Origin of the sequence: Tractidigestivibacter scatoligenes (genome assembly GCF_001494635.1) — a bacterium.
GTDB classification, from domain to species: Bacteria; Actinomycetota; Coriobacteriia; order Coriobacteriales; family Atopobiaceae; genus Tractidigestivibacter; species Tractidigestivibacter scatoligenes.
Genome location: NZ_LOJF01000009.1, coordinates 121,072 through 144,924, shown reverse-complemented (window position 1 = coordinate 144,924; position 23,853 = coordinate 121,072). Strand labels below are relative to the sequence as shown.

Genomic DNA, 23,853 nt, shown 5'->3' with positions numbered 1-23,853 from the left:
AATTGCGCTGAGACTTTTTATTAGGAGCAAAGATATGGCTGAATCCCTCGACATACAAATCCCTTGGCCCGGCTGGAGGGCGGTGCGCCGCCTTGGCGGGGGTTCTTATGGCAGCGTCTGGGAGATAGACCGCGATGTGGAGGGCTTCACCGAGAGAAGCGCCCTCAAGGTGATGCGCATTCCCGCCGAGCAGTCAGCCGAAGGCTACGCACTTGGCTACGACGATGACACACTCTCGCGAAGCTACGGTGAGCAGGCGAGGGAGCTCGTCGGAGAATACCAGCTCGTGCGGTCTCTGGGGAATCACCCAAACGTCGTAGCGAGTCAAGACGTGGCAACCGTGAGACAGCCCTCCGGCCCCGGCTGGGACGTCCTCATCCGGATGGAGCTCCTCACGCCCCTCGTGCAGTGGATTGGAGGGAGAAGGCTCACGGATGCCGAGGTGGCAACCCTTGGCCGTGACATCGCGCGCGCCCTGGCCGCTTGCGAGAAGAAGGGCATCATCCACCGCGACGTAAAGCCGGCCAACATCATGGTGGATGGCTATGGCATCTTCAAGCTCGGCGATTTTGGCGTTGCGCGTACGTTTGATGGCACCCGGACAGCCACCATGGCCGGCACGGAGAGCTACATGGCGCCCGAGGTAGTTCTCCGAAAAAAGTACGACCGCACGGTGGACATTTACTCGCTTGGCCTCGTGCTCTACTGGGCGCTAAACGGCTATCGGCTCCCGTTCATGCCCGTCGACAGACTATCGCAGGGCGACGGGGCACGCGCCGAAGCCAGGCGCGTCTCTGGCGAGCCGATTCCACAACCCGAGCACGGGAGCGACGCTCTCGTCGCCGTCGTCCTCAAGGCTTGCGCCTACCACCCCGAGGACCGTTACCGTTCCGCAGACGACATGGTCGCCGATCTGGAGGCCCTGCTCGCAGGAGGCACGCCCTCCGTCGCATCAGCTCCAACACAGGCCGCGGCAACAGCCACTATCCCGCATGGGGCCTCTACGGTTACATCGTCCGACACTAATTGGGGGGATACGACAGGTGCCACGGTAGAGAGAGTCTTTGGTAACTCACCTGTCGGGAGCAACGAGAGCTCGTATGGGTCGACTGCCACCGCAGGCAGGTCACAAGCAAGCAGATGCTCAGAACACACCAACACTGCTCCGACTAAGAAAGTTCCCAAACCCGTCGATGCGCCCATGGAATCCATTCCAGTGCCTTTCGCCAGCAAGGGAAGCACCGGCGTATCGAGAAGGGGATTCATCATTGCTGGCGTTGAGGGTGCTGCTGCAGTGGCAGGCGCCTTCCTACTCAGCCAATCAAACGAAGGTATCGGCAATAACCATGGTGCCAATTCTGGCACCACAACGGCTGACAATATTGTCTCTGTTGAAAACATCTTGGCGTCAGACGGCATCGTCGTAGCCTCGTCGGAGGGAAGTAGTGATGAACCCTGGCTGACTTACGATTATTCGGATGCAACAGAGAGCTCTGCTACCTCGATTGTTGGAGTTTGCAAAAATGGCGGCACGAACCTTGGGACGTGCTTCGTGATTCGTTGCGCAGATGGCAGTACCTTTGTCGTCTGTTGGCCTACCGATGCTGATGATGGCGTATCCGCCGACTTTGTGGGGATGATGAAGGAGGTTGCGCAATGGACGAACCTCCGGAAGGTCCGCTTTGGAATCCACGACGCTGGCAGTGGCTACGAGATATTTGCGCTGGGACAGCGAGACGACGGAACCTTCGTCTCCTCCTGGGGCGAGCTCAACGATGAAATCGCTTCAGACACGTCCGGGTCGTGGTCGGAAATCGCCGACTTCATATTGGAGACAACAACGTACGGCGAGGATATCACGACCGACGGGTCTAGACAGTCGTTTGATGTGCCACAGGGTTCTTTCCATGGTATTCCCGCCGGCTCGACTGTTCAGGTGGGAGACAGCGCTGCCTCAACTTGGCCTGACGAACCAGCGCTGGCATTCCCAGCAAACAAGAATAGCAGCGACATCGTCCTCATGCAGGATGGTACCTGCTGGAGCATTTACGGAGAGGGTGACGCCCGCGGGGATGCCATACGCTCTTGGCATGATATCGTGCAGTGCGTTGATGGGGGTGAGGTCTACGCTGCCATTGGTTCCGATGGCACAGTTCACGCCACGCCAAATTATCTTGATGGGAAAGAGTATTACGAGAGGTACCGTCAGTGCGCTGACGAGCTCTCTAGCTGGAGCGGAATCAATAAACTGGACACTTGCTGCGAGGCATTTCTCGGAGTCACATCCGGGGGAAACGTGCTATACGGGGGCTTTGCCTCAAAGAATGACCAATACCTTTTCTGGACGTACGATCTCGGTCTCTCGGGAGTCATCGACGCGGCGCTAGGTAACTATTCCCTTCTTACCATAGACGAGGGCGGAACCGTCAGAAGTGCCAAGGCGTGGTATCTCACGGGTTACTGAACAGCATCGATACGTATTGGTGTAACGTAATCAAGTAACCTTATGATCTGTTCGTCATCCCGAGTCGAACCCAATCAGGAGCGAAGCCATGTCTGAGAACCTTGACGTAGAGATTCCCTGGCCCGGCTGGCGCGTGGTGAGCCGTCTGGGGCACGGTACCTACGGCAGCGTTTGGGAGATCGAGCGCGATGTGGCGGGCGATTCCGAACGCGGTGCGCTCAAGGTGATAGGCGTGCCCCCAGAAGGCGAGGCCGATGACTCGCTCGGTCTTGGATATGACGAGGGGACCCTCTCTGCCACATACGATGAGAGAGCGGACGCGGTGCTGAGGGAGTACCGCCTCATGGCTGGGCTCTCCTCGCACCCCAACGTGGTCTCGTGCAGGGACTTCGCTAAGATTGCGCGCGTGGGCGAGCCGGGCTACGACGTCCTCATACGCATGGAGCTCCTGACGCCGCTCACCAGGTGGGTACGGGGAAAGGAAATCGCCGTCCGTGACGCGGCTCGTATTGGCCGCGATGTAGCGCGAGCCCTCTCGGCCTGCGAGTCCCGAGGCATCGTTCACCGCGACGTGAAGCCCGAGAACATCATGGTAGACGAGTGGGGCAACTTCAAGCTCGGTGACTTCGGCGTGGCTCGCACCCTTGAGGGCACGCGAACCGCAACCACGGCCGGCACCGAGACCTACATGGCGCCGGAGGTCATCCGTCACGATCGCTACAACCAGACCGTCGACATCTACTCGCTCGGCCTTGTTATGTGGTGGCTGCTCAACGACTACAGGCTACCGTTCATGCCCGCTGGCAGGCTTGCCTCCGGTGACGTTGCCCGCGCAGAGGCGAGGAGGCTCGCGGGCGAAAGTATCCCCGCACCGGCCGGCTGCCCAGACGCGTTCGTCCGCATCGTCCTTCGCGCCTGCGCCTTCCGACCTGAGGACCGCTACCAATCCGCTGCCGAGATGGTTACCGACCTTGAAGCGTTCCTTGCCGGCGGCGTCCTATCAGGCTCCACTGTAACCCCAAAGGTCGAAGTTGACGTTGCTGTGCAACAGAGCAGCCCTAACGCCGATACCCCCAACGACACCGACTGGGGTGAGACGACCGACGCCACCGTGGGGAAGAGATTCGGCGTCAATTCGGCTATACATGCAAACTCTTTTCATGACGAGCCAGCAACCGTGGGCAGGACACCGACGAGCGTCCAGTCGCCACACGCTACCGTGACCCCGACAACTAGGAGGATCCCCAAGCCCGTCGAAGTCACCTCGTTTACCGCGTCGGCAAAAAAGAATCTCGTCAACGTATTGAGTCGGGCGGCGGTCCAGAAGGGAGAGAAGATCGTAATCCAGAAGGGGGAGGAGATCGTAACTTCGCCCGTTGCCGGCACGGTGGTGAGTGTTTCGGATTTCAGCATTGGCAAGCTCAAAATAGCGATTGAGACTGACGCGATTGTATCCGGCAACGATCTCATGGTCGTGGCGCCTGTACGGGGCAAGGTTGCATACGAGGGCTGGAGCTATTCAAACGAAAGGCTAGATGGTGTAACAATTCTCACCAATGACGGTATTGATGTAAACGTCAGTTGGAACTTGCTGGACGAATACCGAGACTTTAAAGCTAACGATAATGACGCCGTCTATCCCCTCTACACGACTGACAAGGAGGTCGTAGTTGGCGGACCCCTGCTCCTCATTGACACGGACCAGGTGGGACACAGTAACACATTGTGGGTTTGCGTTGCGGTTCACCACGCGCCCGCTTCGCTTAGACCTACCGTAAGCGTCGGGACGAGAGTAAAGACAGGCGACGCAATTATTTCCACCCAGGAGTCGATATCTGCCAGGTCCTCCAAAGCCGCAGTCAGCACGCTGAAGGAGGAGTCCAAGCCGTCGCAGAACCCCAAGGACGGCAAAAAGTGTGTCGGGGATCTGCTATTCGTGATGCTTTTCCCTTGCCTTATCGGCCCGGGCATTGGGTTTGAGAGTGGTGGATCAGTCGGTGCGGTCATCGGCTTTGGCATCGGGGTGGCCATTGCAGTTTTGGCGTGGCGCGACGTTATCTGAAGCCTCAATCGAAGTCAAGGCAGGTCGTTCGCAACCTTCTGACGCCCGATGGACGAGAGATTGTTTGCGAATGTACAACGTGGGAGAAGACTGTATGAACTACAGCTCCAACATTAGGATTCCTTGGCCTGGCTGGACGCCAGTTCGCCGTATAGGGCGGGGCGGCTACGGCAGCGTATGGGAAATAGAGCGCGATGTCGAGGGGTTCACCGAGAAGAGCGCGCTCAAGGTCATCTCCGTGCCCTTTGACGCCTCAGCCGACAGCTATGCCATGGGCTACGACGAGGGCACGCTCTCGAGGAGCTACGGCGACCAAGCGAGGGAGTTCGTCAGGGAGTACCAGCTCGTGCAGGCAATCGGCAACCACCCAAACGTGGTCGCCTGCCAAGACATCTCCATCACTAGGCAACCGAGCGGCCCCGGATGGGATGTCTATATACGGATGGAGCTTCTCACACCCCTAGTCAAGTGGATAGACGGGCGCAAGCTCTCGTGGCGCGAAGTGGCAAGGCTTGGTCATGATATTGCGACGGCTCTCGTTGCGTGCGAGGTGCGAGGCATCGTCCACCGAGACATTAAGCCCGCAAACATCATGGTCAACGAGTGGGGCAACTTCAAGCTCGGGGACTTTGGAGTGGCCCGCACCATGGAGGGCACTCACACGGCGACCGTGGCCGGCACCGCCACCTACATGGCACCCGAGGTCGTAAAGAGAGAGAAGTATGGCAGGACCGTCGACATATACTCCCTTGGTCTCGTGATGTACTGGGCGCTTAACGAATACCGCCTGCCGTTTATGACAAAAGGCAAGCTCTCGCCAGGTGACTACTCTCATGCCGAGCGTCGCAGGCTCACTGGAGAACGCATTCCCGTTCCGCCTGGTTGTCCTCCCAACATGGGACGCATCGTGCTGCGCTGCTGCGCATACAGCGCGGCCGATCGCTACCAGTCGGCACGAGACCTTCTCGATGACCTTGACCTGCTGCTCTCTGGGGGAGGGGACCCTCAGGTAACCGAGAAGAACGATGTTCCCAGCCAAGAACCAGCTGCTCCCACCGCCCCCTTTGTCTTCTCGCCCGCCTCGGGCGAAGTGAACAAGGGCAATGACTTCTTCAAGGGTGCGGTGGACGAACCGCTCTGGGAGGGATACTGGATAAGCAATGAGTTTGTCAAACTATGCATCCTACGCACTGACACCCTCTATTCCAAATACCTCGCTTCCCCCGTGTCGGGCACAGTCACGATGGTGGACACCAAAGAGGACCCCAGGCTCTTTGAAATCCAGAACGATCTTGTTAAGACCAGCGTCCTTGCCTACATCTACCAGGACTCTGCAACAGTAGTTTCCGAGGTCCACGTTAAGGAGGGGGACCAGGTGAGGGCGGGCGACCGTCTCATGGACGTGCCATCCCCGCTCACGCAGCTCGGATCAGTCTGGTTAGACGCCAGCTTTACCAAGGAGAACACGGTCAGCGCGCTGATTCCCGTCGTAAGTGAGGATGCACAGCTCAAGGTCGGGCAACCGGTCCTGAGAGTGACGGAGAAGAACCCCTCGTCGTCTTCAAAGCAGAAACCCTCGTCATCCCCCAAGCCTCAACAGAAAGAGGCTTCGGGAAATCCGACGGTGAGTGGTGAGAAGCCCTGTGGAGAGGTTCCCGCTGTCAAGAGGGCACATGCCCAGTACGTTCAGAGCGGTACGGATGTGCGTACGAGCCTTTACGTCGTACCGTCAGACAGGGGCGAGAAGGTCTCGTTCGAAGGACCAAACGGCAGGACAGTTCGCCTTGCCGTCCCAGCCAACGCGAGGGACGGGATGACGTTGCGCGTGCGCGGGCTTGGTGCGCGAGACGCCAGCGATTCCCCTGGTTCGCTTTACGTAAGGCTCACTTTCTCCGGCCGGGGCGATGGTCAGCCTGCACCTGCGAATAATGCAAACATGAGAGGCGAGAACGGTGCAGCCAATAATGCACAGGCAGACGATGTCAACTGGGGCGAGGAGGGTTACGCCACCATTGGCAGAGGCTTTGGAAGAGCGCGAAGTAGCAGTTCGTGGCCAGACGAGGAAGCCGGGAAAACCGTCGGCGCCGGCTGATCTCTGATTGAGCTTGTCGAGTCCTTATGGCGCCCGCGGAGTCAGTAGCCACAAACTCGGCTGCGCGTAGGCTATACGTATGGGTGTAATGTATTGGTGATATCAAACCCGTGCGCCCACCCGCACAAACCCCGTAAGGAGCAGAACCATGGCAGAATCTCCCGACGTCCAGATTCCCTGGCCCGGCTGGCGGGCGGTCCGTCTGCTCGGCCGAGGCTCCTACGGAAGCGTGTGGGAGATTGAGCGCGAGCTTGCGGGGAAGCCGGAGCGCTGCGCGCTCAAGGTGGTGGGAGTGCCCCCGGAGGAGGGCTGGGACGACTCCCTCAGCCTCGCGTACGACGAGAGGACCCTCTCCCAGACATACGGGGACCGGGCGGACGCAGTCCTGCGCGAGTACCAGATCATGGCGGGGCTCTCTCACCCAAACGTCGTCTCGGTCAAGGACGTGGAGAAGGTCGCGCGAAAAAACGATCCCGGCTACGACGTGTTCATCCGCATGGAGCTCCTCACGCCGCTTCCCCAATGGGTGAGGGGGAGGGAAGTCGGCCCCAGCGACGCGGCGCGCGTCGGCCGCGACGTCGCGAGGGCCCTTGCCGCTTGCGAGGGGGAGGGCGTCGTCCACCGCGACGTGAAGCCAGCCAACATCATGGTCGATAATTTCGGCCACTTCAAGCTCGGCGACTTCGGAGTGGCCCGCAGCTTCGATGGCACCATGACCGCCACCATGGCGGGGACCGCCACCTTCATGGCGCCAGAGGTTACCAAGGGACGCTACGGCGAGACGGTCGACATCTACTCCCTCGGGCTCGTGATGTGGTGGATGCTGGACGGGTACCGGCTGCCCTTCATGCCGAAGGGCATGCTCACCGCAGACGACGCCGCACGCGCGGAGGCCAGGAGGCTCTCCGGCGAAGAGATCCCCGCCCCCGAGGGATGCCCAGCGGAGCTCTCCCGGATAGTCCTGAAGGCGTGCGCCTACAGGCCGGGAGACCGCTACCAGAACGCCGCGGAAATGGTGGCAGACCTAGATTCGTTTCTTGACGGGAAAGCAACCAGATTGGAATCGGTAGAGCCGACCCAAGTTAATACAGACCTTCAGTCAGATTCGCCCGACACCAATTGGGAAGAAACCGGGGAAGCTACAATCGGAAAGGGATTCGGCGCCGTCCCTGGAAGAGCAGATGAGGCTCAAGCCGAGTCACCTGAGCAAACGGTTGGTTCGGGTTGGACCGGCACGGATCGTCAGCCAGAACGCATAACCGGACAAGATCCTATGTCCGACTATGCTAATAACAATGCAGCAATGAGAATCGATGGCGTGGCGACTAGCAGGGTGCAGGCGACTCCAGTCACAGACGAAGAGGCGTCTCAGCGCGATAAGACTTCTGCAGAGTCATTTTTGTCCGGGCTTTCTGCGGTAGTGGGCGTTATTTGGGCACTTCTGGTGATTGCGCTTTTGGCTTCTATGGTTGCCATCAAATTCTATCCAACGCCCAGCGGGATTAGCTTGGCTTCATTTGATAACCCCGGTTACCTCGTCTTGCTTTCACCGGCTGTTTGCGCAGCTGTTGTGTATGCACTCGAGGGGGACAAACGATACTTCAAAGAGGATTTTCTCTGCTTCTTTTCCAGGGGAGCCTATATCGGGAGCCTCATATTCTTCATTGGGTCTTTGGTACTGCTTTTCATCGTTTTTGCCATAGCGCATAGCAATGGCAGCGATTGGGACAGCACCCTGGCCTTCTCGTTCTTTTTCGTATCCGGACTTAGTGCTGCACTATTTTTCGGATTGAAGACCGGACTCGAATTGCCAGTTTGATGGTAATGTGCTGCAGCGGTCTTCATGGGCGCTCGCGTATCCAAACAGGTCCCATATACTAAAGGGACATGGAGCTCGTTAGCATGTGGGACATTCAAAGCGCGGGAGGGGTTGGTCAGCATGGCAGCCACGGAGGAAGATCCTAAGAAGGCACTTGGCCTGCGCCTTGCGCACGTGGGCATCAACGGCGGCACGCCGGAGAACGCCGAGAAGATCACCAAGCAGCTGGGAACCCTTCTCGGCCTTGGCACCACGGAGCTTGCTCCGTCGTACTTCGTCGACACCTACATCGAGATCATGAAGGGCGCCGGCCGTGGCGAGAAGGGCCACATCGGCTTCCACGTCGATGACATCGACGCTGCCCAGAAGTGGTTCGAGGACCGCGGCTTCGAGTTCAACGAGGAGTCCCGTGCCAAGTTCCCGGACGGCTCCACCCACCTCATCTACTTCAAGGACGAGATCGGCGGCTTCTCGATCCACCTGACGGTAGACGAGTAGCGCCAGGCATCGCGCCAACACCTACAGCACACCCGCAAGGCCGTCGGGGTTCCGACGGCCTTGCTTGAGAAGGACGGAACAGAACAGCTCGTGATAGCACTCGCAGACAAGATTACCAAGTCCTTTGGCGGAAGGGTCCTCTACACGCAGGCAACGCTGCAGCTCAACGCCGGTGAGCGCTGGGCGCTCGTCGGCCCAAACGGCGCCGGCAAGACAACGCTCCTGAAGATCATCATGGGGCAGGAGGCGCCCGACGAGGGCACCGTCTCCTTTGCCAAGGAGACCACCGTTGGCTACCTCGAGCAGGAGACCAAGATCGACGGTGAGAAGACCGCCCTCCAGGAGGTCGTGGACTCCGCGCACGAGGTCAAGGGCTGGGAGCGCCGCGTTGCCGAGCTCGAGGCGAAGATCTCTACCACAAAGCCCGGCCCCGAGCTCGACCGCCTGCTCGAGGACTACGGCCACGCCCAGGACCGCTTCGAGCGCCTGGGCGGCTACGAGCTCGACGCCCGCGCGCGCCAGATCCTCGGCGGCCTGGGCTTTCCCATAGAGGACTTCGACAAGCCTGCCGCTGACTTCTCTGGCGGCTGGCAGATGCGCATCGCCCTCTCCAAGCTGTTGCTCCGCCACCCCGACCTGCTCCTTCTCGACGAGCCCACCAACCACCTCGACCTTGAGAGCGTCCAGTGGCTCGAGCACTTCCTCGCAGCCTACGACGGCGCGGTGCTTCTCGTCTCCCACGACCGCTCCTTCATGGACGCCTGCGTCTCCCACGTGGCGGCCGTCGAGAACCGCCGCCTCACCACCTACACGGGCAACTACTCCGACTACCTGCGCCAGCGCGAGGACAACCTCGAGCAGATGCGCGCCAAGCGCGCGGCCCAGGAGCGAGAGATCGCCCACATGCAGGTCTTTGTCGACAAGTTCCGCTACAAGCCCACGAAGGCCGCCCAGGCCCAGGAGCGCATGAAGCGCATCGAACAGATCAAGAGTGAGCTCGTCATTTTGCCTGAGGGCTCGAAGAAGGTGCACTTCTCGTTCCCGGACCCGCCCCGCACCGGTGACATGGTGGTGAAGCTGGAGGACGTCGCGAAGTCCTTTGGCGAGAACCACGTCTACGACCACGTTGACCTCACGCTTTACCGCGGCGACCACGTGGCGCTCGTGGGCCCCAACGGCGCCGGCAAGTCCACGCTCATGAAGCTCATCAACGGGCACCTCTCGCCCGACGCCGGCTCGGTTGAGCTTGGTCAGAACGTGACCTGCGCCTACTACGCCCAGCACCAGCTGGAGCAGCTCGACCCCGCAAACACCGTCCTCCAGGAGATGGACGCCGTGGCCCCTGGCTGGACCACCTCCGAGGAGCGTCGGCTCCTGGGCGCCTTCCTCTTCCACGGGGATGACGTGGACAAGCGGGTCTCCGTGCTCTCCGGTGGCGAGAAGGCACGTCTCGCTCTCGCCAAGATGCTCGTGGCTCCAGACCCGCTGCTCTGCCTCGACGAGCCCACCAACCACCTCGACATCGACTCGGTCGACGTGCTTGAGCAGGCCCTCGTTCACTTCCCCGGTACCATCGTGCTCATCTCCCACGACGAGCACCTCGTACGCGCCGTGGCCAACAAGGTGGTCGACGTGCGCGACCACAAGGTGACGCTCTACGACGGCGACTACGAGTACTACCAGTTCAAGCGCGCCGAGCTCGAGGCCGCTGCCGCTGGGCAGGATGTGCCCACGAGCAAGGCGGCGCAGGCAAAGGCCGCACCGGTAGCGAGCGAGGCTCCCGACCAGACCTCGGGCCGCAACGTCAAGACCAAGGAGCAGCGCCGCGCCGAGGCCGAGGAGCGCAACCGCAGGAGCAAGGCGCTCCGTAAGACCAAGAAGCGCCTGCAGGAGGTCGAGGCGGCCCTTGGCCCCGCGCACGACCGCTACAACGAGCTCGTGACGCTCATGGCCGACGAGGAGCTCTACAACGACACCGACCGCTTCAACAAGTGCATGGGCGAGTACAACGCACTCTCCAAGAAGATCCCCGCCCTCGAGCAGGAATGGCTCGAGCTCTCCGAGGCTATGGAGGCGGGCGAGCAGGATGCTTAGCCCCTTGCGCATGGGAGTGCGCACAGCCCTCAACGCTGTTGCGGTTGTCGTGCGTGTGCTTGCCGTGGCGCTCTGCGTGCTGGTGGTTGTCGACTCGTTTGACGTGGGTACGCTCCACACAGCGCTTCTCGGTGTGAATGGGCTTGCGACTGGAGCGATTCCCCAGCCCATCCAGGGGGTACTCGTCTTTCGCACGCCCATGGGCGGGGCATTCAGGGGAGACTTCGCCCTTGTCGCGGTTGCGCTCTTTGTCATAGACTGGCTCCTCGCAAGGGCCGCCTATCGCATCTAGGCCAGAAAGGGGCGAAGACGTGTTCTCGACCTCGCGCATCATCTCGATTCTCATTTCGGTTGGGCTCGTCATGCTCTCCGCCATTCCGCACGAGGTGGCCCATGGCTGGATGGCCAACCGCCTTGGGGACCCCACGGCCAAGCGCGCCGGGCGCCTCACGCTCAACCCAGCCGCGCACATCGACCCCTTTGGCTCTATCCTCCTGCCGCTCATTATGGGCGCCTTTGGCGGGCCCATCTTTGCCTACGCCAAGCCGGTGCCCTACAACCCCATGAACTTCGACCCCAAGACGAGCAACCGCGACGAGGCGCTGGTGGCGCTTGCGGGGCCTGTCTGCAACTTCCTCCAGGCGCTTGCGGGCGCCGCCGTGTGGCGGCTTGCCTACTGGGGATTTACCAGCGGACTCCAGTCCGGCTCGCTTGCCGTGGACCCGTGGTATGACGTGGCGTACTGGACCCTCATGATTCTCTCTACCTACGTCTACGTGAACCTCATGCTCATGTGCTTCAACCTCATCCCGCTGCCCCCGCTTGACGGCTCCAAGGTCATCTCGCCCCTCTTTAGGAGCAAGCGCTCTCGTCGCGCCTACTACCAGGTGCAGCAGTACGCCATGCCCATCCTCATCGTGGTGCTCTACCTCATCCCCTACGCCTTTGGCGTCGATCCCCTGGGATGGATTCTCGATTCAACGGCCGGTTCCCTCTACGACCTTCTTATGGGGGCATAACGGCACATGTCGTGGCGTGTGAAGACAGATGCGTACACGGGTCCCTTCGACCTCCTGCTGCAGCTCGTAAGCAGGCAGAAGGTGGCCATTGGCTCCATCTCGGTTGCCGAGGTGGCAGACCAATACCTTGCCGAGGTCGAGCGCATGAGCGACCTGGACTTGGACGTTGCGAGCGACTTTGTGCTGGTTGCCTCCACGCTTCTGGACATGAAGGCTGCGGCGCTTGTCCCCGAGGGCGGCGTCACGCGCACCCAGCACGCTGGGGAGGAGGATCTGGACGAGGAGGACGACCTCGCGGGCCTCTCTCCCGATGAGGCGCGCGAGGTGCTTATCGCTCGACTCATCACCTACAAGCAGTTCCGGAATGCCGGCGCCGCACTTGGCAGCCGCATGGAGGCTGAGTCTCGCATGGTGCCGCGCACCGTGGGACCGGATCCGGAGTTCCTGGGGCTCATGCCCGACTACCTCGAGGGCATCACGCTTCGGAGCCTTGCCGTCATCTGCGCCGACATCGACTCGCATCGCGAGACGTTCCTGCTCGAATCCGAGCACACGCGCCCAAGCGACTGCCCATCGCGCTCACGGTTGCCTCGGTCGACAGACTGGCGCGCTCCCGCGGGCACCTCACGTTCTCCGAGCTTCTCGACGGCTCGAGCGAGCCCGAGGTCGTGGTTGCCAACTTCCTGGCCGTGCTCGACCTCTACCATAGGGACAAGCTCCGCATGCGCCAGGAGGAGAACTTCGGCGAGATCGACATCGAGCACGTGGAGGGTGCGAGCCCCTACGAGATGGACGAGTCGGTCATCTACGAGCTGGAGGAGCAGGGCGTGGACGAGCAGGACCTTGAAGAGCTTGGTTTTGGCGACGTCTTGGTCGCAGGCGAGGACGAAGTTGCGCAGGCGGATGACACGGGGAAGGACGCGTGATGGCAGGTCTCGAGAGGCTTGAGGACGGTTCGCTCAAGGGGCTCCTGGAGGCCCTGCTCCTCGTGTCCGATGACTCCGTCTCGGCAACAGACCTGGCAAAGGCCACGGGCGCCGCGCCGGGTGACGTGGCCTCGGCGCTTGCGGAACTCTCGGCCGAGTACGCCGACGCAAACCGTGGCTTCCAGCTCCGCGAGGTCGCAGGTGGCTGGAGGCTCTTCACGCACCCTGCGTTTCACGACCAGGTTGCCGATTACGTGTTGTCGTGGGACCAGCGGCGCCTCTCGCAGGCCGCGCTGGAGACACTGGCTGTCATTGCCTACCACCAGCCCGTCTCGCGCGAGGGCGTGCGCGCCATCCGCGGCGTGAACTCCGACGGCGTCATTGCTTCCCTGCGCGAGAAAGGCCTGGTGCGCGAGGTGGGGCACGACGCCGAGCACGGCCAGGCGGTGCTCTTTGGCACCACGCGAGCCTTCCTCGAGCGTTTTGGTCTGAGGAGCATCCGCGACCTTCCGCCGCTCGAGGACTTTGCCCCGGACGAGCAGTCCAAGCAGTTCATCCGCGAGCGTCTCTCTGGCCGCTCGCTTGAGTCCACCCTCGAGGAGACCTCCGACGACATCGACGACGAGCGCGACCTTCTCGGTGACGGCTCGGACGAGGAAGATGCCGAGGAGAGTGCGGACACCGAGGCCGCAGGCGGTGACGCGGACGATGAGTGACCCGCTGCGCGAGGACGGGCTCTATCCCATGCGGCTCCAGCGCTTCCTCGCCCGCGCCGGCGTTGCCAGCAGGCGAGGCGCCGAGCGGCTCATGACCGCTGGGCGCGTGCGCGTGAACGGCGAGGTCGTGAGCGAGCTGGGCAGCAAGGTCGACCCTGCGACGGACGTGGTGAGCGTGGACGGCATCGAGTGCCACATCCTCGAGCGCCCGTGCTACCTCATGCTCTACAAGCCCGCGGGCTACGTGACCACCATGAGCGATCCCCAGGGTAGGCACACGGTAGCCGAGCTTGTTCCCACGGACCGCTTCCCGGGGCTCTTCCCAGTGGGGCGCCTTGACATGGACACGACGGGGCTGCTCCTCTTCACTACCAACGGAAACGTTGGCCAGGATCTGCTCCACCCCTCGCGCCACGTCGAGAAGCACTACGTGGCGCTCGTCTCGGGCACGCCCTCGGCGCACGACCTCGAGCGGCTTCGCCGCGGCGTCATGCTCGAGGATGGGCCTGCGTCGCCTGCCGGCGCCGTGCTTCTCAGCAGGGAGAGCCCGCTCTACTCGGTGGTGGCGCCCCACGGCGCCGGCCGCACGGGTGGTGGTGAGCCCAACGCCGTGGTGGGACTCACCATCCACGAGGGCAGGAAGCACCAGGTCAAGAAGATGATGCAGGCGGTAGGGCACAAGGTCTTGCGCCTCCACCGCGATGCCTTTGGGCCGCTCTCCCTCACGGGCGTTGACGAGGGTTCGTGGCGCGAGCTCACACCCCAGGAGGTTGCGGCCATCGAGGGTATTTGCGCCGGGCTTGCCGGCGATCAGGGGGAGGACGACTAGCGTGGACTTTGGCATGAGGCAGCGGATCCTTGTCATGAGGCATCCGGAGACGCCCGCGAACACTGAGCACTTCTTCTCGGGAAGGAGGGACGTCCCTCTCACCTCGCGCGGCGAGAGGCAGCGCGAGCGTGGCGTGGACGCCCTTGTGGCCTTTGGCCCCGAGCGCATTTGGTGCTCGCCCCTCTCGCGCTGTCGTAATCTTGCCGAGGAGGCCGGGGAGCGCCTGGGTATTCCCGTCCGCGTGGACGATGACCTTGTGGAGCTTGACTTTGGCGAGCTGGAGGGCACGCGCTTTGAGGCGAGCAACTCCGGTCCTACGCAGTTCCCCTGGCCGCTTGACGAGTACGGGCACTCGCTTCCTGCGCCCGGTGCGGAGTCCTTCGAGCACGCGACCGCCCGCGCCAACCATCTTATGGACGAGCTGAGGCCGCTTGCCGGCAGAACTGCCCTTGTTACCCACGGGGGCTTCTCTCGCATTCTCATCGCCGCCATGTACGATGTACCGTATGACCGCTTCTGGAATGTGCATCTGGCAAACGTGTGCTCGGCGTACTACACCTGTAACGGGAAGAGCTTCTACCTTGGCGGGTTCAACCTCACCCCCGATGAGGTCATAGAGCGCTCGACCAAGCCAAACCCATACGACCTCAGGGACATCTGGGGCGTCTCGGAAAGGAAGGACGCATGATTGTCGCCATCGACGGGCCCGCTGGGTCCGGCAAGTCTACCGTTGCCCACGCAATTGCCGAGAGGTGCCACCTCACCTATCTCGACACGGGTGCCATGTATCGCTCCGTCACCGCCGAGTGCCTGCGCCAGGGCATTGACCCCGCGGACGCGGCAGCCGTGACACGGGTCGCGCGCGCGACCACCATCACCTTTGGCACCTCGCCCGCAGGCCAGACCGTCACCGCCAACGGCCGTGACGTCACCGCCGAGATTCGCACGCCAGAGGTCGACCGCAACGTCTCCGCAGTCTCTGCCATCCCCGAAGTGCGCACCGCCATGGTCGAGCTTCAGCGTGCCTACGGCGAGACGGGCGATGTAGTCGCCGAGGGCAGAGACATTGGCACCGTGGTCTTCCCCAAGGCGGACGTGAAGGTCTTCCTTACGGCAGACCCCGCCGCGCGCGCCCTGCGGCGCGCCGTGCAGCGTGAGGGCGGAGATGCCGCCAAGGACGCCAGCGCAACGGCCGACCCCGCCGAGGTGGAGCGCATCCTCGCAGACCTAAACCGCCGCGACCAGCTTGACTCTACGAGAAAGACCGCCCCTCTCAAGCCGGCGCCTGACGCGCACCACATCGACTCGTCCTCGATGGGCGTTGACGAGGTCGTTGCCGCCATCTGCGCGCTTGACCCCAGGCTTGAAGCCGCGCTCGCGGGTGGCCGTTCGTGAGCGCGCAGAAGAAGGCGCCCGAGAAGCGCCTACGCGCCTTCCATGGCAACAGCTTCGACGACTACTTCGACACGGGCATGCGTAACTTCCCGCTTCCGGCCCGCATGTTTCTTGGCATTGCCGTCTATGCTTGCATGGCATGGACGCAGTTTCGCTGGCGCTGGAGCGTTGAGAACAAGGAGAAGCTCGTCGACGACAAGACCCCACGCGTCCTCGTCATGAACCACGGCTCGATGCTCGACCCTGTGATCATCATCGTGCAGCTGTGGCTGCACGGCATTCGCGTGCGCACAATCTACAAGAGCGAGTTCGACAAGTCGCCGGTAGTCACCTGGTTCTTCACCCGCGTGGGCGCCATTCCGGTACAGCGCGGCACCGCAGACATGAAGTCCGTTCGTCGTGCTAAGGCAGCGCTTGACCGTGGCGAGTGCGTCCTCATTTTCCCCGAGGGCACCCGCATCAAGAGCGACGACGAGCCCGTGACCATCCACGAGGGCTACTCGCTCATGGCGCAGCTTGGCCACGCTCCGGTCCAGCCGGTGGCCATCGTGGGCGCGCGCGACATCACGAAGCGTGGCAGTCACCTGCACCACTTTTCCCGCGTGTGGCTCAAGGCGGGAGACCCCATCACCTGGGACTCCTTGGACGTTAAGGGCAGGAAGGCCCAGCTCGCTGCAATGTCGAAGGCTGGCATGGACGCCGTCTATGCGCTGAGAGATGAGCTTCGCGAAGAGCACCCGGGGAGGATGTAACCATGGCGACGGTTGAGGTGGCGCGCGAGGCCGGTGCCTGCTACGGTGTCGAGCGCGCGCTTGAGATGACCGAGGACGCCCTTAAGGACGGGGCGTCTCGCGTCCGCACGCTGGGGCCCCTGATCCATAACCCGCGAGTTGTTGCAAGCTTGGCCGACCGCGGTGCCGCCGTTGTCGAGGATCCGCGTGACGCTGCAGGCTGCACGCTTGTCCTCCGCACGCACGGGGTGACTCCTGCCGAGGAGGCCGAGGCTCAAGAGCTCTGCGCGTCCGTTATCGATGCCACGTGCCCCTTCGTAAAGAAGGTGCACCGTGCAGCCGAGCAGCTCTCTGCGGAGGGCTATCGCGTGGTCATCGTGGGCGAAGCGGGCCATCCCGAGGTCACCGCTACCCTTGCCCATGCGCCGGGGGCCGTAGTTGTGGGAACGGCCGAGGAGGCGCTTGCACTCCCGCATGCGCGCAAGACCGGCGTTGTGGTGCAGACCACGCAGTCTGCGGCACGCTTAGCCGAGGTTGTCTCGGCACTGCTCTCGCGCACAGAGGAGCTTCGCGTAGTCAACACCATCTGCGAGGCAACCTCAGGACATCAGGGCGCCTGCGCCGAGCTTGCGGCCCGTGCGGACGTGATGGTGGTCATCGGCGGCCGAAACTCTGCCAACACCACGCGCCTGGCCGAGATTGCCGCCGCTGCCTGCCCCCGCACGCATCATATCGAGGGTGCCGATGAGCTTGACCCTTCCTGGTTTGCAGGGGCGGGCCTTGTGGGCGTCACGGCTGGCGCCTCGACCCCTGCCTCGCAGATCCGCGCCGTTGTGGCAGCAATTGAGTCGATGATGGGGGAGTAGGGGTGTCACGAGACAGGGCAGACTACGCATCCACGCGCGAACGCTCTCTTGGCGCCTGGGTGCAGTCGGTAGAGGAGGAGAGCCCCGCCTGGGAGGCTGGCATTGAGCCCGGCATGCGCATCGAGAGCGTGAATGGCCACAAGCTGCGCGACCTCATCGATTGGCGCTGGGAGGCCGATGGCGCCTCGTGCGAGCTGGAGGTCTTCGACCCCAGGGACGGTGGAACCTATGGCTGCGAGCTCTGGCGCGAGCCCGGCGAGGACTGGGGCATCGACTTCACGGACGTCCTCTTCGACGGCATCCGCACCTGCGTGAACGCGTGCCAGTTCTGCTTCATGAGCATGCTGCCGGCGGACGCGCGCCCGTCCCTCTCGCTGCGCGACGACGACTACCGCCTCTCGTTCCTGCAGGGGAACTTCGTCACCCTCACCAACGTGACCGACGAGGACGTCGAACGCATCATCACCTGCCGGCTCGAGCCCATGAACGTCTCGATCCACGCCATATCCCCCGAGGTCAGGCGCACGCTCATCGGACCGCACGCGCAGCGCGGCATCGACGTCCTGGAGCGCCTGCTCGAGGCCGGCATCGAGGTGCATGCCCAGATCGTGCTCTGCCCTGGTGTGAACGACGGGGAGGAGCTCGCCCGCACGCTCGATTGGGTGGAGGCGCGCCCCGCCATCACTTCTCTTGCCGTGGTGCCTCTTGGCTACACGCGCTTCTCGCGTCGGTTCTCAAAGTCCTTCTCGGATGACCCGGCATCCGCCAAGGCAGTGGTCGAGCTTATCGAGCCCTACCAGGCGCGCGCAAGGCGCGAGCTTGGTACCACCCGCTTCCAGCTTTCCGACGAGTTCTACGTTGCCGCCGGCGTGAAGGTGCCGCCAGCGGAAGCTTACGACGGATATCCGCAGTACTACGATGGCATTGGCATGCTGCGGAGCTTCCTCGACGACTCGGCGGTGTTCGCACGCGACCACGCCGCCGAGCTTGCTGCGAGCGAAGCGGAGCTCTCTCGCTGTGAAACCTCGGTCTTTATCGTCTGCGGAGAGGCGCCGCAGGCAGCAATCTCGTTCTTCTGCGAGCTTTGGTCTCCTTCTGGGCGCGTGCGGACGTATCCCATTCATAACGACTACTTTGGTGGAGATGTCAACGTCACGGGCCTCATCGTCTCGAAGGACCTTCTCGCGCAGCTGCCAGAGGACCTTGAGAACCACGTGGTCGTGCTTCCCGAAGTCATGTTCAACTTTGATCACGTGACTCTCGATGGCGACACGCAGGACCACGTCATTGAGGAGATCGAGCGCCGTGGTGGCAAGGCGATCATTGCGCATGGAGACCCTACGAGCATCGTCTCTGCAGTAACGCAGAGTTTGGGGTGAGGCTCGCCGGCGGCAAGGCGCCCACGCGGTCGTGATATGCTCGAGTGTGCTAAATACGCTAAGAGAAAGTGAGCACCTCATGTCATTGCCTGTCGTCGCCGTGGTCGGTCGACCCAACGTCGGCAAGTCCACCCTTGTAAACCGTATTGTCCAGAGCCGTGACGCCATCGTGCACGAGAGTCGCGGCGTCACGCGCGACCGTTCCTACCACAAGGCAGACTGGAACGGTCGCGACTTTGTGATTATCGACACTGGCGGCATCGAGTCCGTCAAGTCGAAGGACACCTTTGCGCCGCGTATCCGCGAGCAGGCCGTAATGGCCGCGCAGGAGGCAGACGCCATCATCTTTGTGGTGGACGGCTCAACCGGGATCACCGACGAGGACGAGGAGGTCGCAAGGATCCTACGCAAGCAGGACAAGCCCGTGTTCCTCGTGGTCAACAAGAAGGACAACCCCGCCACCGAGAACGACAACCTCTGGGACTTCTACGCCCTTGGCGTGGGCGAACCCATGCCCCTCTCCGCCTCGCACGGCTACGGTACGGGCGACCTTCTCGACGAGGTCGTCGCGGTTCTACCCTCCGAGGACGAGCTCGAGGATGACGAGGACGTGCTCTCGCTGGCCATCGTCGGCAGGCCTAACGTGGGCAAGTCCTCCCTGGCGAATCGCCTTGCCGGCAAGAAGCGCTCCATCGTCTCCGACGTTGCGGGAACCACCCGCGATGCCATCGATACCATGATCGAGTGGCAGGGGCAGCGGATTCGCCTGGTGGACACCGCCGGAATGCGCAAGAAGAACCTGGTTCACGAGGACGTGGAGTACTACAGCATGGTGCGTGGCCTCATGGCCATGGAGCGCGCCGACGTCTGCCTCTTGGTGGTGGACGCCACCGACGGCGTCACCGAGCAGGACCAGAAGGTGGCCAACATGGCCATCGATCGTGGCTGTGCCCTGGTGCTCTGCCTCAACAAGTGGGACCTCATCGAGACCGAGGCCCAGCGCGACCGCGTGGTTGCCTCGATCGAAAAGCGCATGCAGTTTGCGCCATGGGTGCCCTACGTGAACATCTCCGCCCTCACGGGTCGCGCCACCGACAAGGTCCTGCAGCTGGCAGTCTCTGCCGCCCAGGCTCGCGAGACCCAATTGAGGACCTCGGAGCTCAACAACCTCCTCGAGGAGATTCGCCAGGGTGGCCACACGGTCTCTGACAAGGGTCGTCGCCTCAAGATGCAGTACGCCACACAGACCGGCTCCAGGCCTCCCGTCATCACCGTTTGGTGCAACGCGCCGGACCTTGTAGACGACAACTACAAGCGATTTGTGGAGAACCGCCTGCGTGAGAGATTCGACCTCGAGGGTACGCCCATCCGTCTGCGCTTCCGCAAGAAGTCCGAGGGGGACAAGTGAGACTCGTAATTCCTACGCTCATCGCGTGCGCTATTGCCTACTTTGTCTGTGGCATCCCGTTTGGCATGCTCATCGCACGCTCCCAGGGGGTCGACGTGCGGCATACGGGCTCTGGCAACATTGGCGCTACCAATGTGGGTCGGTCCGTGGGTGCCTGGGCGGCAGGCCTCACCCTGCTGCTTGACGCCGGCAAGGGCTGGCTCTGCACGGGACTTGCCACCTGGGCGTTCTCCAGCTTTTTTGCCGAGGCAAAGGCCCTTGCTCCCGGCCAGCCGTTTGACTGGGCGCTCACCTGTGTCTATGCGGCATGCGTGCTTGGACACGTCTTCTCGCCCTACCTTGGGTTCCACGGCGGCAAGGGAATCTCGGTTGGCTTTGGCGCGGCGCTGGGCCTAGACCCGCGCATCGCCTTTGGGCTTCTCGCGGTCTTCCTTGTCTTTGCCCTTCCCACGCGCTTTGTCTCGCTGGGCAGCTCGTGTGCGGCAGTCTCGCTTCCCATCTGGACGGCCGTCTTTGGCTACACCCCCATCGCTGTCCTGCCCATGGTCATCGTGGCCGCCTGCGTTGTGTGGGCGCACCGCGAGAACATCCGCAAGCTCGCACACCACGAGGAGAAGCGCTTCTCCTTCCACCACGATGAGGGGAAGTCAAAGTGAGGCGCGTTGCCGTCATAGGAGCTGGCTCTTGGGGTACCGCCATGACGGGCCTCGTGTCGCCTGCCGTCGACGAGGTAGTGCTGTGGGCGCGCACGTCCCAGGCTGTCGATGCCATGAACCTCGAGCACAGGAATCCGAACCATCTTGTGGACTATACGTTGGCGCCAAACGTTGTGGCAACAAGCGACCTTGCCGTGGCCGTTCGTGATGTGGATGCCGCGATCCTGGCCACCCCGTCTGCATATCTGCGCGAGACTTGCCGCAACCTGGCTTCCCACCTTGCTAAAAACGCCCGTGTGCTCGTTCTCTCCAAGGGTATGGAGCGCGGAACGCACCTCCTCATGCACGAGGTGGCTGCTCAGGAGCTGGGCAATCCCACTCGCGTTGCTGCGCTCTCTGGCCCAAACCATGCCGAGGAGATCTGCAAGGGGATGGTGTCGGCCGCTGTCGTGGCCTCGGAAGATGCGGAGACGGCTGCATACTTCCAGGGTCTTCTCTCGGGTCCGACCTTTAGGGCCTACGTGAGCGACGATGTTCGTGGCGTTGAGTGCTGTGGTGCCGTTAAGAACGTGGTGGCCATCGCCTGTGGCATTGCGAGCGGCATGGGGATGGGGGACAACACTCTGGCTGTCCTCATGACCCGTGGCATCGCCGAGATTGGGCGCGTTGTGGCTGCCTTGGGCGGCAACCCTATGACGTGCATGGGGCTCGCCGGTATGGGTGACCTCGTGGTTACCTGCACCTCCGAGCATTCGCGCAACAGAAGCTTTGGCCGGGCCCTCGTGGCGGGCGAGACGCTTGACGCCTATCAGGCCCGCACGCACATGGTGGTCGAGGGCGCGCCCGCTTCGGAGTCGGTCCTCGAGCTTGCGCAAGAGCGCGGAATCGAGGTTCCCATCACGGCCGGCGTCCACTCCGTTCTCTATGAGGGACGTCCTATCGACGAGGCAATGGAGGGACTTCTCACGCGTGTACCGCGCACGGAGTTCTATGGTATGGAAGAGCGAGATACAGCATCAAAGGAGAACCAATGCTAGAGAATAACGTCCAGGTTGCACCTTCCATCCTCTCTGCAGACCTGGGACATCTTGCGGACGAGCTTGCCTCTATCGAAGGTGCTGTCTATGTGCACTTTGACGCGATGGACGGCCACTTTGTGCCCAACCTCACCTTTGGCCCTGGCGTGCTTGCTGCGGTGAAGGAGGCCACACAGATCCCCGTTGATGCGCACCTCATGATCTCGAACCCCGACCAGATGGTGCCGGAGTACCTTGCTGCCGGTGCCGACATCGTGACCTTCCACTACGAGGCTACGGCGCACGCCAATCGTCTTGCCAGCCTCATTCGCGAGAAGGGCGCCAAGGCGGGCATTGCCATCAACCCTGGTACGCCCGTCTCTGCCCTCGATGCCATCATCGAGGACGTGGACCTCGTGCTTGTGATGACTGTGAACCCCGGCTTTGGAGGCCAGAAGTTCATACCTGGCTCTCTTCGCAAGCTCCGCCAGCTCAAGGCCATGTGCGACGAGCGCCGCGTGAGCCCCATCATCGAGGTTGACGGTGGGATTTCTCCCGCCACTGCGGGCGATGTTTGCGCCGCGGGCGCGCGCCTGCTCGTTGCTGGCAGCGCCGTCTTTGGCAAGGAAAACCGCGCCGAGGCCATCCGCAAGATTACCGAGGCCGGCGAGGCCGGTCTCACGAGGAGAGCGTGAGAAGCGTGACCAACCGCACAACCGTATACCTTGACTATGCGGCGAGCGCACCCGCGCGAGAGGAGTCTCTTGCCGCGGAGCGCGCCTACGAGGACTCTCCCATTGCGGGGGCAAATCCTAACTCGCTGCATACCCTTGGACGAGAGGCGGCTCGTGCGCTCGACGGTGCTCGGCGCGATATTGTTCGCTGCGTGGGTGGCGGTTTTAGGCCTTCGGACGTCGTCTTCACTTCGGGTGGCACCGAGTCCAACAACCTGGCACTTCTCGGCCTCTCACGCGGTGCCCATCAGCGCGATCGCAAGCGCACACGTGTGGTTCTCTCCGCCATTGAGCACGATTCCGAGTTGGACGTCACGGGGGTGCTTCGCGACCGCGGCTTTGATGTGACGCTCGTGAAGCCCGGTAGGGACGGTGTGGTCACTCGTGACGCGCTCGAGGATGTGCTTGGTCCAGATTGCGCGCTTGTCTCGATTATGAGCGCCAACAATGAGACGGGCGTGGTACAGCCTGTGTCTGAACTTGCTGCTGCGGTTCATGCGGCCGGTGCGCTCTTCCACACCGACGCCGTTCAGGCGTTTGGGCGGATTCCTCTTGATGTCTCGCAGGCAGATGCCGTAAGTCTTGCGGCCCACAAGCTGGGCGGCCCGGTTGGTGTGGGAGCCCTGCTCGTCCGTGGGCGCGTCCCTCTCGCCCCTCAGTCCTTTGGCGGCGGGCAGGAGTCTGGCCGACGCGCGGGAACGCAGGACGTGCGCGGCGCGCTTGCCTTTGCTTCGGTCGCATGTGCCTGTTGCGGCTCCATCGCCACCGTGCGCCCGCAGGTTGCCGCCCGTGCCGAGAGACTCTACCGGCGCATCTGCACGGAGGGCACGGGCATCGTCCCCACAACCACGGGTGTGGTCGACGAGCACCGCCTTCCCGGCATGGTGAGCGTCATGGTGCCGGGCATGGACTCGCAGTCCCTCGTCCTTGGGCTGGACGAGCATGGCTTTGAGGTCTCTGCCGGCTCCGCGTGCTCCTCGGGTTCGCTTGACGCTAGCCACGTGCTCACGGCCATGGGCATAGGTCGTGACCAAGCGTTTGGCTCGCTTCGCATCTCCTTTGACGAGCGCGTTGCCGAGAAGGACCTTGATGCCTTTGCCTTGGAGCTTATCTCGCTCGTAAGGCAAACAAAGACACGTCATTAGCAGA

General features: G+C 62.5%; 20 protein-coding genes and 1 pseudogene. All 21 read left to right on the top strand.

Translation table 11 applies throughout. From position 1 onward, the window contains the following. Positions 1–34 precede the first annotated feature (34 nt). On the top strand, positions 35–2,464 hold the full coding sequence (locus AUL39_RS05170) for a serine/threonine-protein kinase (protein ID WP_059054384.1): 2,430 nt from the start codon (positions 35–37) through the stop codon (positions 2,462–2,464). Positions 2,465–2,552: 88 nt separating this feature from the next. Further along, positions 2,553–4,526, top strand: a complete 1,974-nt coding sequence (locus AUL39_RS05165) for a serine/threonine-protein kinase (RefSeq protein ID WP_059054382.1) — start codon at positions 2,553–2,555, stop codon at positions 4,524–4,526. Positions 4,527–4,620: 94 nt separating this feature from the next. After that, positions 4,621–6,618, top strand: a complete 1,998-nt coding sequence (locus AUL39_RS05160) for a serine/threonine-protein kinase (protein WP_059054379.1) — start codon at positions 4,621–4,623, stop codon at positions 6,616–6,618. Between the two features lie 148 nt (positions 6,619–6,766). Beyond that, entirely contained in the window at positions 6,767–8,437 is a 1,671-nt protein-coding gene (locus AUL39_RS05155; protein WP_059054377.1) for a serine/threonine protein kinase, read from the top strand. A 24-nt stretch (positions 8,438–8,461) separates the two neighbouring features. Further along, positions 8,462–8,935, top strand: coding sequence for a VOC family protein (locus AUL39_RS05150; RefSeq protein ID WP_153001573.1), 474 nt, complete (start codon positions 8,462–8,464; stop codon positions 8,933–8,935). Between the two features lie 90 nt (positions 8,936–9,025). Then, complete coding sequence (locus tag AUL39_RS05145) at positions 9,026–11,029, top strand: ABC-F family ATP-binding cassette domain-containing protein (protein WP_059054372.1); 2,004 nt, start codon at positions 9,026–9,028, stop codon at positions 11,027–11,029. Positions 11,030–11,039: 10 nt separating this feature from the next. Continuing rightward, complete coding sequence (locus AUL39_RS05140) at positions 11,040–11,321, top strand: hypothetical protein (RefSeq protein WP_032112028.1); 282 nt, start codon at positions 11,040–11,042, stop codon at positions 11,319–11,321. A gap of 19 nt (positions 11,322–11,340) precedes the next feature. Beyond that, positions 11,341–12,048 carry a site-2 protease family protein gene (locus AUL39_RS05135; protein WP_235810772.1) on the top strand — a complete coding sequence of 236 codons (708 nt, stop codon included), beginning with the start codon at positions 11,341–11,343 and terminating at the stop codon, positions 12,046–12,048. 6 nt (positions 12,049–12,054) lie between these two features. Then, positions 12,055–12,974, top strand: a pseudogene (locus AUL39_RS05130) (segregation and condensation protein A). Further along, on the top strand, positions 12,974–13,690 hold the full coding sequence (gene scpB, locus AUL39_RS05125) for an SMC-Scp complex subunit ScpB (protein ID WP_059054370.1): 717 nt from the start codon (positions 12,974–12,976) through the stop codon (positions 13,688–13,690). The pseudogene AUL39_RS05130 and the gene scpB overlap by 1 nt, the downstream one beginning before the upstream one ends. Then, complete coding sequence (locus tag AUL39_RS05120; RefSeq protein ID WP_059054887.1) at positions 13,683–14,519, top strand: pseudouridine synthase; 837 nt, start codon at positions 13,683–13,685, stop codon at positions 14,517–14,519. The genes scpB and AUL39_RS05120 overlap by 8 nt, the downstream gene beginning before the upstream one ends. Before the next feature lies 1 nt (position 14,520). Beyond that, positions 14,521–15,207, top strand: coding sequence for a histidine phosphatase family protein (locus tag AUL39_RS05115; protein ID WP_235810771.1), 687 nt, complete (start codon positions 14,521–14,523; stop codon positions 15,205–15,207). Next, positions 15,204–15,914: a (d)CMP kinase gene (gene cmk / locus AUL39_RS11455; protein ID WP_059054368.1), complete on the top strand. Its 711-nt coding sequence runs from the start codon at positions 15,204–15,206 to the stop codon at positions 15,912–15,914. Before AUL39_RS05115 ends, cmk begins: the two co-directional genes overlap by 4 nt. Then, on the top strand, positions 15,911–16,666 hold the full coding sequence (locus AUL39_RS11450; RefSeq protein ID WP_059054366.1) for a lysophospholipid acyltransferase family protein: 756 nt from the start codon (positions 15,911–15,913) through the stop codon (positions 16,664–16,666). The genes cmk and AUL39_RS11450 overlap by 4 nt, the downstream gene beginning before the upstream one ends. A gap of 2 nt (positions 16,667–16,668) precedes the next feature. Further along, the gene (gene ispH, locus AUL39_RS05100; RefSeq protein ID WP_059054364.1) at positions 16,669–17,511 is read left to right on the top strand and encodes a 4-hydroxy-3-methylbut-2-enyl diphosphate reductase; all 843 of its coding nucleotides are present in this window, start codon (positions 16,669–16,671) and stop codon (positions 17,509–17,511) included. 2 nt (positions 17,512–17,513) lie between these two features. Beyond that, positions 17,514–18,890, top strand: a complete 1,377-nt coding sequence (locus tag AUL39_RS05095) for a DUF512 domain-containing protein (protein ID WP_059054361.1) — start codon at positions 17,514–17,516, stop codon at positions 18,888–18,890. A 79-nt stretch (positions 18,891–18,969) separates the two neighbouring features. Continuing rightward, positions 18,970–20,298, top strand: coding sequence for a ribosome biogenesis GTPase Der (der, locus tag AUL39_RS05090; RefSeq protein WP_059054359.1), 1,329 nt, complete (start codon positions 18,970–18,972; stop codon positions 20,296–20,298). Beyond that, positions 20,295–20,954: a glycerol-3-phosphate acyltransferase gene (locus AUL39_RS05085; protein ID WP_059054357.1), complete on the top strand. Its 660-nt coding sequence runs from the start codon at positions 20,295–20,297 to the stop codon at positions 20,952–20,954. The genes der and AUL39_RS05085 overlap by 4 nt, the downstream gene beginning before the upstream one ends. Further along, complete coding sequence (locus AUL39_RS05080) at positions 20,951–21,991, top strand: NAD(P)H-dependent glycerol-3-phosphate dehydrogenase (RefSeq protein WP_072354695.1); 1,041 nt, start codon at positions 20,951–20,953, stop codon at positions 21,989–21,991. The genes AUL39_RS05085 and AUL39_RS05080 overlap by 4 nt, the downstream gene beginning before the upstream one ends. Then, positions 21,985–22,665: a ribulose-phosphate 3-epimerase gene (gene rpe / locus AUL39_RS05075; RefSeq protein ID WP_059054355.1), complete on the top strand. Its 681-nt coding sequence runs from the start codon at positions 21,985–21,987 to the stop codon at positions 22,663–22,665. Before AUL39_RS05080 ends, rpe begins: the two co-directional genes overlap by 7 nt. Then, entirely contained in the window at positions 22,662–23,849 is a 1,188-nt protein-coding gene (locus AUL39_RS05070; protein ID WP_328586088.1) for a cysteine desulfurase family protein, read from the top strand. Before rpe ends, AUL39_RS05070 begins: the two co-directional genes overlap by 4 nt. Positions 23,850–23,853 lie beyond the last annotated feature (4 nt).